We start from the raw sequence: 12,515 nt of genomic DNA on the forward strand, positions 1-12,515 counted from the left end.
ACAGAACCACCAACAGGAGACAAACGTGATGGAAACCGTCACTTGCGCCAGCACGCTGGACGCTTTGCTGGACCCGGCATCCATAGCTTTGGTCGGCGCCTCGGAAGATCAGTCCAAGTTTGGCGGCCGACTGTTCCGTATGCTGCTCAAGCACGGTTATGGCGGCAAGGTCCTGCCTATCAATCCCAGCCGCAGCAGTTTGTTTGGTTTGCCCGCTGTGCCCGGTCTGGCTGCACTGGATAGCGCTCCGGATCTGGCCGTGTTTACGGTGGGGGCCGATACCGTTCTGGAACAGGCGCAGATTGCGGCCCAAATGGGGGTACGCGGTTTGCTGGTGATCTCCGCAGGCTTTGCTGATGCAGGCGAGCGCGGGCTGGAGCGCGAGCAGGCCTTGCTGCGTATCTGTCGTGACTCGGGCATGCGACTGATCGGCCCCAATTGCCTGGGCATGATCAGCCCCAGCCGCAGTCTGGTGCTGTGCTCTTCGCCGGTGCTGGACAGAGACAGCCTGCCGGAACGGCCTATTGGTTTTGTCAGCCAAAGCGGTGCCTTGATGACTACCTATTTTGATCGGGCCTGGGCGATGGGCGGTGGCTTTACCTACGGTTTTTCGGTGGGTAATCAGGCTGACCTGGATCTGTGCGACTTTGTGGATTTCCTGATTGATGATCCCAAGACGCAAGTGATCTGTACTTATATAGAGGGCATTAAAGATACCCAGGCTTTGCGTCGCACAGCTCGTCGGGCGCAGGCGGCGGGCAAGCCCTGGCTGGCCGTCAAGGCAGGGCGCTCCAGTGCGGGCAAGGCGGCCGCCTTTTCGCATACCGCCAGCGTAGCGGGCGACCATGATGTGTTTGCCAGTGTCTGTCGCGATGAAGGCATCAGCCTGATGGACGATATGGGGGCCATGCTCTTGCTGGCAAACAGCATGGTGCGCTTTACCTGCAACAAGATCTCCAAAGTCGCGATTGTGACGCCTTCGGGTGGCGGTGGGGCCTTGGCTGCAGATGCTTTGGCAGAGCATGGCGTGGAACTGTCCAGTTTTTCCGCTACTACCAAGCAGGCTCTGGCTGCCCACTACCCGGCAGGGCAGGCGGATAACCCGGTTGATCTGGGAGCGCGTCTGACGCAGGACTCCACCGAAGTGGCCCGCGCTACTTTGGATGCCTTGATGCAGGATCAGCAAAGTGACGCGGTATTGATCACGGCTTCCATGTGTCCGCAGGAGTGGATGGCGGCCCTGATTGAAAAAATCATCCATCCCGAACCGCACTGGGCCAAGCCCGTCATGGTGGCGTTTGATGCGGGCGTAACGTCCGAGCCTTTGCGGCAGAAGCTGGCCCAGCATGGCCATGCGTATGCCAGCTCCAGCCTGGAAGCAGCGCTGGCCTTGTCCGCCTGGAAACGTCACGGTCAGTTTGTGCCGCGCCAGCAAGCCTTGCGTCCCAGTGCCTGCCAAGCGCCCACGGTCATGCCGCGCGGTGTTTTGAATGAAGATCAGTCCAAACGTCTGCTGGCGCATTACGGCCTGCCCGTGAATCTGGGCCAGGTGTGCGAGGACGTGGAACAGGCCGTGGTGCAGGCCGAGCAGATTGGCTATCCGGTGGTGATGAAGATTGTTTCCCCCGATATCGTCCATAAAACCGAGGCGGGTGGGGTGGCGCTGGATGTGGCCGACGACGCCAGCTTGCGACGCGATTTTGCCCGGCTCTACGCCAATGCCAAAGCCTATAAAGCAGATGCCCGTCTGGAAGGCGTGCTGGTACAGGCCATGGCCAAGGGGGATGTGGAGCTGCTGATCGGCGCCCGTCAGGATGCGCAGTTTGGCCCGGTCGTGGTGTTTGGTGCAGGCGGCATTCTGGTGGAAATGCTGTCGGACCGGGTGATTGCCGCGGCCCCTTTAACCCTGGCTGATGCAGATCGACTTTTATCTACCTTGATGATCGACAAGCTGCTGAAGGGGTACCGGGGACGCATGCTGGATCGTGACGGTGTGCTCGATGCGATTATGCGTGTCAGCTTCCTGGCCCACGACTTGCGCGACACCAACTTTGAATTGGACATCAACCCCTTGATCGTGGCGGCTACCCGCTGTCACGCCGTCGATGCCCGCCTGTCCATAGGCGAATAAAACCAAAACCTATTCTTTGAAAAATACCCAGGAGGAGTAAACCATGTCGGATTATCAGTGCATTCTTGTAGAAAACCATGATGACGGTGTTTCCATCTTCACGATCAACCGTTCTGATCGCCGCAATGCCTTGAGCGCTACCGTGGTCAAGGAACTGCAGCAGGCATTTCTGGCCTTTGACGAAGACCCCACACGCCGCGTAGCCGTGCTGACCGGGGCAGGCAATGATGCTTTTTCTGCCGGGGCGGATATTAATGAGTGGCCCGAGTTGTGGCGCGCCATTCCCACGGTAGGCTTTGAAACCGACAAGCCCATTATTGCGGCCGTCAGCGGTTGGTGCGTGGGGGGAGCCCTGGTGATGGCCATGATGACGGACTTGCTGGTAGCGTCCGAGAGTGCCAAGTTTTCTTACCCCGAAGCCAAGCTGGGCTTTACCGGCGGCATCATCTCGGGCCTGGCCTCGCGCATTCCGCATCATGCCGCCATGGAAGTGATCTTGTTGTGCCGCACGCTGGAAGCCCGCCGTGCTTACGATCTGGGTTTTGCCAATGAAGTAGTGCCGGTAGGCGAGCAAGTCCAGGCTGCTGTGCGTATGGCGCAGGACTTGGCCAAGATGTCGCCGCGTGTTTTGCAAACCTTGAAGCGCTTTATCAATAATGAAGTGCTGACGCGCGGCCCGTCCGAGCAGATGGCGCGCACCATGCGGCAACTGAAAGCGATCGAGGATAGTTATGATGCCAAGGAAGGGATGAACGCCTTCAAAGAAAAGCGTGCCCCGGTGTATCTGAATAAATAAGAACTGATTCACGAATTGGGCCGCAAGGCCCAGTCAACTATGGAGACATCCCCTTATGCACCCCCGTTTTGAGCGTTTTATTCAAGGGATGAATGAATTGACCGGCCGCCCGGCTGTCGCCGAGGCGGATATCCTGCGTGATGGCCGTGTCCTGCTGGGCGAACTGGTGGCCCAGGACGATTGGCTGGCCCCGGAGTACACCCAGCCCCATCCCCAGTTTTATCAGCAGTACTTGCTGTATTGCTGTCCGCAGGAACGCTTTTCCGTGGTCAGCTTTGTGTGGGGTCCCGGCCAGAAAACCCCTATCCACGACCATACCGTGTGGGGCTTGATTGGTATGTTGCGTGGCGCGGAACGCTCCCGGCCTTTTGACCGTGATCCCGATACCGGCCATATGACAGAACAAGACACACAGACTCTGGAACCAGGCGTGGTGGAAGTGGTGTCACCCACGGTGGGTGATATACACGAGGTTTCCAATATGTATGACGACCAGGTATCCATCAGCATTCACGTTTATGGTGCGGATATCGGCAAGGTACGCCGTCACGTCTTTGACCCGCAGACTGGGCAGGCCAAGGAGTTTGTCTCCGGCTATGCCAACCGTCCGGCTGTCGCGTGAGTCAAGTGGTGTTGTTGGGCAGGTGCCCAATACGGGCGCCAATAATCATTTCCTGAATCCAGCGGTAAAGCAGCACGGAGTAATCACGCTGGGCGACTTTCTCGTCCAGTGCGTGGTTGCTGCCTTCCAGCACTCGATGTGTCAGGGAATGAGCCTGACTGAAGGCTTGGCGATACGTTAGCAAGGTCTGGCGGGGAATCAGCTCATCGTATTCCGCTTCAAACAGCAAAACATCTCCCGTGAATTTGGAGCAGGCCTGCAAGGCGCGGTTCTCTTGCGGAGAATGAGTATGCAGACGGTAGTCCTGCAGCAACTCTCGATTGAGCTGATCCTTTGGAGACAGCCAGTCGTCGTCCGGGTACAAGGCAGGAGCCAGCAAGCTGAGCCAGCGTACCGATCGAAATTCACTTAACAGGCAGGCCAGATAGGCGCCATAACTGTGCCCCACAATGGCGATGGAGCTGGAGTCCACCATAGGGTGGCTGCTCAAGGTGTCAAAGGCCGCGCAGATGTCCTGAAAGTTCTGTTCTCGGGTGACGTTCTCGCGCTCGTGCTGATTGGCATTGTGCCCGGCAAGATCAAAGGTCAGACAAATACAGCCCATACCGGCAATGGTGTGGGCGCGTTTCAGGTCAAAGTGCTGGCTGCCGCCCCAACCGTGCACGAACAAAATGCCAGGGACAGGGGATTGGGGGACTAGCAGGCGTGCATCCAGGTGCTGATGGGGCACTTTGATGGTGGTGTTGAAAATTTCCGTACTCATGATGGCAGTGGGCCGCCGAAGCGGGCAAGATAAGCCTCGTCTTCTTGGTCGAGGCTGTAAAGATGAGGGGAGTTTTTCACCAGGCTGGCATCGTCCAGATAGCGCTCGCGTGTCCATGCGTGGGTATGTTGGAGCTCAGGGTGGCGTTGCAGGGTGCGGATGGCCAGAATCTCTGCAATGGACGCTCCGCCGAAACGCCAGGAATGTTCCAGTACGGCTGCCTTGTAGTGGCCACGCGCATTTTTACCGACGATGAGGTCATAGTTGCGACGTGAGGCATACAGTTCAGGAAAGGCCTGCCTGATGTTTTTTTCGTAGCTTATGGTCAGCTCAAGCAGATGCTCAATGCGCTTCATGCCCGAGAGCTGCAGCAACTGCTGAAACCCGCCGCGAACCAGTAGCAAGCTGGAGCCGCCATATACGGACTCGTGCTGCAGGTTGGTGGTCTGGTGTTGCTGGCCGATATAGGAAAAAAGATGCTCGCCCACCTGGGTCTGGCCGATGCTGAAGGTCTCGCCATCGAGCAGGTTCTCCTCCAGTACCAGACCCTGTTCCAGTTGACTCTGCCACGGCGGCAGGTTCAAGAGCTCTTCCAGCTCTTGACGGCTGTAGATCACCTTCTGGCCTTTGCCTGCATTAGCACTGGCCAGTTTGGCCCGTATGCCGGTCTGGCCTGCTTCATCCAGAAGGCTCATTGTGCGTAGCGCGTCGTTTCTTGAAAAGACGCTGTAGCCTGGCAAGACCGTGTGCCGTAACGCCAGGCCCAGCTCATTGTTCCAGCCTTCCGGGCGGTCCATATCGTCCTGGGGAAGGGGATGGGCGACGGTTTTATGGGCCAGAAAGTCATATGGCACTACACCCCCATACAGTTGGGAGGCCTGTTCGATACCCAGTTGTCGCGCCTGCTCCAGGCTCAAGGTCTGCAGGGGGAGGTAGTAAGTGTTTCCGGAGCTGGGCTTTAGCTGGTCTTCATAGTCAATATGGACTCGAGGCAGATCCAGGAATTGCGCCAGTTCCCTGGCCATGAATTCCAGACTTTGGAGCGCGCCCTTGTTGCAGCCCTTGCTGGGCAGGCTGATTTGCAAGGAGGTCTTGGGCGTAGAGGTAAGTATCTTGCTCATGGGGCCATCCTTTTAAGTAAAGAGAGTGCGGCCAGTGTCAGCGAGTCATGGCGCAACCGTTTTGGCGCCTGAGGGCGTTCGCTGTGCCAGCTCGGAGAAAAAGCGCGTCTCCAGCAGACTGGTTTGCAAAAGTGTCAGCAGGTCAGAGGGGTGTGGCAAGGAAAGCTGGGCCGCGCTGGCTGGCTCCTGAGGACCGATGCGTATGCTCAGCCCGCCTTTCTGGTTCACAAACTCAAAGGCGGCCTCATCGGTCAAGTCGTCGCCAATCATGACGGGCTTGCGGTCGGCGAACGCGGGCAGGCGTTGGGCCCGGGCCAGGGCTTGGCCTTTGTCAAAGCCGCTCATGCGCAGTTCGATGACACAATGTCCACGGATCAGATCAAAGCCGGGATATTCCGAGCACAGCACGTGCAGTTCGGTGGCCAAGGCCTCGCCAACTTCAGGGCGTTGCCGAAAGTGCACAGCCACACCGTGCGATTTGCGCTCCATCCAAACCAGTGAGTAGGGGTGGATCAGGGCGGCGACAGAGCGGGACAGGCTGTGGTGCTCAGCCGGGTTGATCGGGATGTTCCAGCATTCCTGACCCTCGGCGTCATACATGGCTGCGCCGTGGCTGCTGATCATGGCAAGCGGAAGCTTGGTGCAGGCGATATGCAGGCTGTCATAGTCGCGGCCTGAAACCAGTGCCACCGCGCCGTCGCAGGCAGCGTGCAGATTCAGCAGCAGACCGGCGGTGGACGGGGGAAGAAATACCTGGTCAGGCCGCGCAGCCAAGGGGACCAGGGTACCGTCCAGATCCAGAAACAAGGCGGTCTGATCCAAATGCAGAGCGTTATTCATATCAGCTTCCTGGGTAACCCGTGATGGGGAGCACGGTGCCGGTGATGTAGCTGGCGGTGATTGGGCTGGCCAGGTAGACATAGGCAGGCGCCAGTTCTTCCGGCTGGGCGGGGCGGCCAAAGACCGTATCGGCACCAAACTCGGGGATTTTTTCGGCCGGGGAGTCGGCGGGGTTCAAGGGGGTCCAGACGGGTCCGGGAGCGACCGCGTTTACACGTATACCTTTGGGCGCCAGGTTGGCCGCCAGGGAGTACGTGAAGGCAATAATGGCGCCCTTGGTGCTGGAGTAGTCCAGCAGATGAGCGGCCCCGCGCAAGGCTGTGACCGAGCTGGTATTGACGATGGCATCGCCCGCGTGAAGGTGCGGCAGGCAGGCCTGGGCCATGTAGATATAGCCATAGATATTGGTGTGGAAGGTTTCATTGAGTCGCTCCGGGGTCAGGTCCAGCAAGGATTGGGCATGTTCCTGAAAGCCGGCATTGTTGACCAGAATATTCAGGTGACCGAAGCGGTCCAGTACCTGCTCAATCGCTTGTCGGCAAAATTCAGGGTCTTTCACATCGCCGCGCAGTGTCAGGCATTGGCGGCCTTCGGCCTCGACGGCCAGACGAGTGCGTCCGGCATCTTCATCCTCGTGCAAATACACAATCGCCACATCGGCACCTTCTCGGGCATAGAGCACGGCAACGGCCCGGCCTATGCCCGAGTCCCCACCGGTAATCACGGCTACTTTTCCTTCCAGCTTGCCGCTGCCCTTGTAGCTGGAGGCTTCGTAGCGGGGGGCCGGGTCCAGATCACTTTCACACCCAGGCTTTTCCAGGTGTTGTTGCGGCAGGGGGGGAGTGGGGTAATCGCTGCCTGGGTGGCTCTTATCGTGCGTAACGGGCTCGTTCTGGCCGACCCCGTTCTTGTCCTTCTGGTCCTGCTGTTCTTGCAGGTGACGTTGCTCTTTCACTGTTTGACGCGTTGTCATGACGGCTCCTGAAATAGACAAGGAATGGGACAGGGCGCGGCGGCCCTGGTGGGTGCGCCGCGTCCAACTGGGGCTTGGTTAAGGCTTAGCGTCGCTGGTCCTGGGTGGCCTTGCCACCTTTGGCGCCGGCCTTGCGGGCCTCCTCGGAGTCGAACTCATGGGCCGTGCCCTTTTCATGGGCTGCCCGGCCACCCTTGGCACCGGCTTCGCGGGCTTCTTCGGAAGTGAACTCGTGAGCTGTGCCCTTTTCATGAGCGGCGCGACCGCCCTTGGCACCGGCTTCGCGAGCTTCTTCAGAGTTGAACTCGTGCGCCGTACCGCGTTCATGGGCTACACGGCCGCCTTTAGCGCCAGCCTCACGGGCCTCTTCCGGGGTGAACTCGTGCGCGGTGCCTTTTTCGTGCGAGGCACGCCCACCTTCAGCAGCAATCTCGCGCTGCTTTTTGTCGTCCATGGAGGCAAAGCCACGTTGATCTTTATGATCCTGTTTGTTGGTGTGCTGGGTCATATAACTCTCCTTGAGAAAGAACACCAATCACGTGATTGGTTATGACTGACCCAGCACAAAGCGTGCCTGACTGCCTGGGGGCGGGGCGCGGCACACAAGTTGCTGTATCTGGAGACATGGTTTTCAGGAGAGCAATCATGATGTCAATGACGTGGTGGATGTGGCTGCTGTTATTGCTGGGCGGCTGGGCGATACTGCTGCTGGTGCATTTTCTGGGTGGCAAGATTATTGAAAGACTGGCCTCGCCAGAGCACTTTCTGCGGTTTTTCAGCGAACGGATACGCTGGCCGTCGCGGCTGTTTTTTCTGGCCGTATTTTTGCGGATATGTATTCCGCTGGCCCCCATTTCGGCCAAGTGGCAGTCCTATCTGATCGTTGGGGACATGCTGGTGCTGATTATCTGCACGACCTGGATGCTGATGAGTGCAGTCGAATCTCTGTTCCAGCTTGTGGTGGTGCGTCACCCCTTGAATGTGTCCGACAATCTGCGTTCGCGTCAGATCTACACCCAGGCGCGTGTGCTGGCACGCAGTGTGCATTTCTTGCTGGTCTTGCTGGGCTTGTCCTTTGCTTTGATGGTTCTACCCGGCGCACGGCAACTGGGCACCAGCCTGCTGGCATCGGCCGGGGTAGCGGGGCTGGTAGCCGGTATTGCTGCCCGGCCGGTGCTGGGTAACTTTATTGCCGGTTTGCAGATCGCATTCACCCAGCCCATACGCATTGACGATGTGGTGATTGTGGAAGGGGAGTGGGGCCGGATAGAGGAAATCACGGCCACTTATGTGGTGGTACGTGTGTGGGACGAGCGCCGTCTGATCGTTCCCTTGCAATGGTTTGTAGAAACTGTCTTCCAGAACTGGACCCGTCGCAGCGCCTCTTTGCTGGGCACGGTATTTCTATGGGTGGACTACAAGGTTGAAATGCAGGGCTTGAACACGGCATTCAAGGACTTGTGCGAGTCCTCTGAATTGTGGGATGGGCGCGTTCAGGTGTTGCAGGTGACCGATACCAATGAGTGGGGGATGCAGTTGCGCTTTCTGGTCAGTGCTGCCGACTCGGGCCGTTTGTTCGACTTGCGCTGTTTGTTGCGCGAGCGCTTGGTGGCCTATCTGGGTCAGCACCAACCGGATGCATTTGTACGCGTCAGGATGCTGGAAGCTCAGCCAGAGGGTCATGGGCCTGATTCAAGCCCGAGCTGATGCCAAGATCATGCAGGAACTGTTCGCACCACTGCCTCAGGTCCTGCTGTCGCAGTTGCATCATTAAATGCTGGTGGCGTCGGCGTCGTTCCTCTAGCGGCATGTTCAAGGCCTGATACAGGCTGCGTGCGGTGGCGTCCGCATCAAATGGGTTGACGGGCAGGTAGCCGCCTTGCAGGGATTGTGCCGCGCCCGTAAAGGTGGACAGAACCAGGACACCGGGGTCGGCGGGGTCCTGGGCAGCGATATATTCTTTGGCCACCAGATTCATTCCGTCACGCAAGGGTGCGATAAAACCGACGCGGGCGCGGCGCAACATGCGCATCAGCTGGCCGGCCGGAAAGGCGCGGTTCATGTACACCACCGGACTCCAGCCTGGCGTGGCAAATTGACCGTTAATCTGTCCGGCCAGACTTTCCAGCTCTTCACGCATGACTTGATAATCGTGAATATCGCCGCGGGTAGAGGGGGCGATTTGGACATACGTTGTTTGCCCGTGCAGCGTCGGGTAACTACGCAGCAGCGTATCCAGGGTGCGCAGCCGATAGGCCAGACCCTTGGTGTAATCCAGCCTGTCCACACTGATAATGGTGTCAGGCCCGTTGACTGGCTCGATTGGTGTGGCGCTGTCGGTCCATGAGGGGGCCTTGGCCAGAGCCTGAACCAGATCCACGTCGATACTGATGGGATAGATGTCTGTGCTGACGGTACGGACGCCTGACTCGCTCGTACGCGGTGGCACTAAGGTCTGGAGTGCGGCTGTCAGCGCATGATGGTCGCCACGGCTTTGGACGCCAATCTGGTCGTAATGGTGCAGCATGGGCAGCCATTGTTCATAGCGGGGAATGGAGCGCAGAATCTCCGGGCACGGAAAGGGGGTGTGAAAGAACAGCCCAATAGCCTGCTGCATTCCTTGCTCTCGGCAAAAATGGGCTAATGGCATCAGGTGGTAGTCATGGACCCAGATCAAGTCGTCCTCTTCGGCAATCTGGCGCAAATAAGCGGCAATTTGCCGGTTGATCTCCAGGTATTGCTGGAAGTGGTGGGTCTGGAAGTCCATCAGGTCCAGGCGGTAGTGAAAGGCGGGCCAAAGGCAGGTGTTCGCGTAACCGCAGTAAAACTGTTCGTATTGCTCCTGGGTGAAGGAGAAGGTGACGGCTTGGTAGCTGCCCCGATCTTCGGTACGCAGCGAACCCGGCTGTGAATCACATTGACCATTCCACCCCAGCCAGATGCCCTGGGTCTGCGGGTGCTTTAACAATTGATCTACTGCGACGGCCAGCCCGCCTGTGCAAGGTTGATCGGAACTGGCCACGCGTACGGACACCACAATGATTTTGCTCATGCTGATTCTCGCTTTGTTTTATTAAGGGATCTTCGTTGGAGAATCAGCAAATTGCGTACCCGTTCAATTCAAGGGGTGCACATCCTGCCCGCTGACAGCACGCAGGCGTGCCCGTTGCAAACGTTCGCGGGCATTGGGAATACCCAGTTGCAGGCGGTACTTGGTGACGGTTCGTTTGGATAGCTCCACACTGTTCTGACGCAGCGCCTGATGCAAGTCGACATCGCTTAAAGGCTGACGTTCTGGTTCGCTGGCAATCAGCCGGCGTATCTGCTCCTTGACCAGGGCGGTGGAGCAACTGCCACCGAAATCAGTCTCCAGCTCGCCGGAGAAAAAATGCCTGAAGCTCAAGGTGCCAAAGGGAGTGCTCATGTACTTGTTGGCAGTCGCTCTGGAGATGGTGGATTGATGCAGATCCAGCTCCTTGGCCAGATCGCTGATGCGCAGGGGTTGCAAGCCTTGCTCACCTAGCTCGAAAAAAAGGATCTGGTGCCGGACGATGAATTCAGCGACACGGCACACCGTGCTGCGTCGCATCGCCAGACTCTCGGCCAGCCAGCGAGCCTGAGTCAGGGCGCTGTGCAAAGGGCGGTTCTGTTGCGTGCGTGCCTGTTGCTCCAGGGTGGCGGCATATTCTTGATGCACCTGAACGCGTGGCAGGCTGCGAGGGTCCGCGAGCACACGCCAATGCTTGCCATCGCGGTAGACGTGGACGTCTGGCGTAATGGCCTGGCGTAACGGTTCCAGATAAGCCAGACCGGGCTTGGGGTCCAGGCTTTGCAGTTCGCGCAGCGCCTGATGAAAGTCTGCATCGGACAGATTCAGGCGGCTCTGCACTTGTGACCACTCGCCTTGCGCCAGCGCGGGCAGCTCGGTAGCCACTAACTTGAGCAGTCTCTGTTTCAGAACCGGGTCTAGAGACTGACGCGCCTGGATCTGCAAGCGCAACGCGTCGGACAGGCAGTGGGCACCTGTACCGGGAACAGAAAGGGACTGGACCAGCGCCAGCGCGGTTTGCCATTCGGCAAGGGGGATGTGTTCGTAGCCGGTGGGGAGCAGGTCTTCAAAGTGATCGCGCAAGTATCCGTTGTCATCCAGGGCGTTCACGATCAGGGCACATAAGGCCTTGCAGCGCTCACTGGCGTGACTCAAACGTACATGCTCCAGGATCTGTTCGTCACGGCTGCGCGGAGCCGGGCTTATGTCGTGCTTATCGATCAGGTGAGCGCTTTGGCTGGACCCAGGATGGGACAGGCCCTCTCGTACGGGGGCGGCGGGTTCTGGAGCGGGTTCCAGTAGGGGATTGTCTTGCAGGCTGTCTTGTACCAGCGTTTGCAGCTCCTGCGCCGAGAGCTGCAGGATTTGTGCGGACTGTTGCAGTCGCTGCGAGAGGGTTTGCTGCATGTGCAGCTGCGGAACCATTTCCAGCTTCATGGTGGCGTCTCCTTGTGCTTGGTGATGCGAACCGACAGTTCTTCGGACACAGTTGCCGGGATGATCCGGGCCCTGTGCTATCTACATAGCAAGTTCCGTTCCTGCCCCAAGGTTGAAGGCGCGGGTACGGCCCTTGCTAGGACACCGTCAAGGCTTTGCTGGCCATGCGGATTGGCCTCAGGTCAGCAAAGATGTTCTGGTTTCAGGCAATGACTGACGTTTTTGGAGGTGTGCGATGCGAGTAAGACATCTGATGTGTTTGGCGGTGGCGGCGGGTCTGGTATTGGGTTTGAGTGTTCGCAGTGCTTCTGCCATTGAGCTGTTTTCTCCGGATAAAGGGTTTTTGAGAGATGCGGCACAATCGGGACATTTTGAAGTGACGGCTGCCAAGCTGGCTCTGGAGCGCAGCAACAACGATAGAGTGGTCGAATTTGCACAAATGATGATCGACGACCACGAGCAGCTGGCCAAGGAATTGCAGACGCTGGCACAGGCCCGCAAGGTGGAACTGCCCACCGAGCCCAGCCTGATGCAGCGCGGCAAGATCTCCATGCTAGAGGGCGCGGAGGGTGAACAGTTCGATGCGGACTATGCCAACGAAGCGGCAGTCAAAGCGCATGAGGACACCATCAAGCTCTTTGAGGACTACATCAAGGATGGCAAAGACAAGGAAGTCATGGGTTTTGCTCAGGACGCTTTGCCCATGCTGCAGCAACACTTGCGGCATGCTCATGCGCTGGCAGGCTCCATGAAGCCTGCCGTGGCCCAGTAAGCTTTTGCCAA

12 protein-coding genes are annotated in these 12,515 nt (G+C 58.3%); 5 read left to right on the forward strand and 7 right to left on the reverse strand.

Annotation, left to right across the window (positions count from 1 at the left end):
* Positions 1-28: 28 nt before the first annotated feature.
* From WFM49_RS16070 to WFM49_RS16080, 3 genes are read left to right on the forward strand one after another with little or no spacing between them, the layout of a single operon-like run.
* Complete coding sequence (locus WFM49_RS16070; RefSeq protein ID WP_336974286.1) at positions 29-2,131, forward strand: acetate--CoA ligase family protein; 2,103 nt, start codon at positions 29-31, stop codon at positions 2,129-2,131.
* 43 nt (positions 2,132-2,174) lie between these two features.
* On the forward strand, positions 2,175-2,927 hold the full coding sequence (locus tag WFM49_RS16075) for an enoyl-CoA hydratase/isomerase family protein (RefSeq protein ID WP_009460771.1): 753 nt from the start codon (positions 2,175-2,177) through the stop codon (positions 2,925-2,927).
* A 55-nt stretch (positions 2,928-2,982) separates the two neighbouring features.
* A complete protein-coding gene (locus WFM49_RS16080; protein ID WP_060186695.1) occupies positions 2,983-3,549 on the forward strand; it encodes a cysteine dioxygenase in 567 nt (188 codons plus the stop codon).
* A gap of 1 nt (position 3,550) precedes the next feature.
* Here the strand turns inward: WFM49_RS16080 and WFM49_RS16085 are convergent, their stop codons facing one another.
* The 5 genes from WFM49_RS16085 to WFM49_RS16105 all read right to left on the reverse strand — a co-directional run bounded on the left by WFM49_RS16085 (position 3,551) and on the right by WFM49_RS16105 (position 7,754).
* Positions 3,551-4,312: an alpha/beta hydrolase family protein gene (locus tag WFM49_RS16085; RefSeq protein WP_083054568.1), complete on the reverse strand. Its 762-nt coding sequence runs from the start codon at positions 4,310-4,312 to the stop codon at positions 3,551-3,553.
* Entirely contained in the window at positions 4,309-5,433 is a 1,125-nt protein-coding gene (locus WFM49_RS16090) for a DUF3182 family protein (protein ID WP_009460777.1), read from the reverse strand. The genes WFM49_RS16085 and WFM49_RS16090 overlap by 4 nt, the downstream gene beginning before the upstream one ends.
* 45 nt (positions 5,434-5,478) lie before the next feature.
* Positions 5,479-6,273, reverse strand: coding sequence for a trehalose-phosphatase (otsB, locus tag WFM49_RS16095; RefSeq protein ID WP_060186696.1), 795 nt, complete (start codon positions 6,271-6,273; stop codon positions 5,479-5,481).
* A gap of 1 nt (position 6,274) precedes the next feature.
* Positions 6,275-7,246: an SDR family oxidoreductase gene (locus WFM49_RS16100; protein ID WP_022983321.1), complete on the reverse strand. Its 972-nt coding sequence runs from the start codon at positions 7,244-7,246 to the stop codon at positions 6,275-6,277.
* A gap of 85 nt (positions 7,247-7,331) precedes the next feature.
* Complete coding sequence (locus tag WFM49_RS16105; RefSeq protein ID WP_035273453.1) at positions 7,332-7,754, reverse strand: KGG domain-containing protein; 423 nt, start codon at positions 7,752-7,754, stop codon at positions 7,332-7,334.
* Positions 7,755-7,891: 137 nt separating this feature from the next.
* Here WFM49_RS16105 and WFM49_RS16110 point away from each other — a divergent pair, with 137 nt between their 5' ends.
* Entirely contained in the window at positions 7,892-8,953 is a 1,062-nt protein-coding gene (locus WFM49_RS16110) for a mechanosensitive ion channel family protein (protein WP_250756082.1), read from the forward strand.
* On the opposite strand, the gene WFM49_RS16115 is transcribed toward WFM49_RS16110, so the two are convergent.
* Together WFM49_RS16115 and rpoN are read right to left on the reverse strand one after the other, a co-directional pair.
* A complete protein-coding gene (locus WFM49_RS16115; RefSeq protein ID WP_336974294.1) occupies positions 8,898-10,298 on the reverse strand; it encodes an alpha,alpha-trehalose-phosphate synthase (UDP-forming) in 1,401 nt (466 codons plus the stop codon). The genes WFM49_RS16110 and WFM49_RS16115 overlap by 56 nt on opposite strands.
* Before the next feature lie 63 nt (positions 10,299-10,361).
* Positions 10,362-11,732, reverse strand: a complete 1,371-nt coding sequence (rpoN, locus tag WFM49_RS16120) for an RNA polymerase factor sigma-54 (protein ID WP_022983319.1) — start codon at positions 11,730-11,732, stop codon at positions 10,362-10,364.
* 235 nt (positions 11,733-11,967) lie between these two features.
* Between rpoN and WFM49_RS16125 the strand changes: the two genes are divergently transcribed.
* The gene (locus WFM49_RS16125) at positions 11,968-12,504 is read left to right on the forward strand and encodes a DUF4142 domain-containing protein (protein ID WP_336974296.1); all 537 of its coding nucleotides are present in this window, start codon (positions 11,968-11,970) and stop codon (positions 12,502-12,504) included.
* The last annotated feature ends 11 nt before the right edge of the window (positions 12,505-12,515 follow it).

This window comes from Alcaligenes sp. PF14 (genome assembly GCF_037150615.1).
Lineage (GTDB): Bacteria > Pseudomonadota > Gammaproteobacteria > Burkholderiales > Burkholderiaceae_B > Alcaligenes > Alcaligenes phenolicus.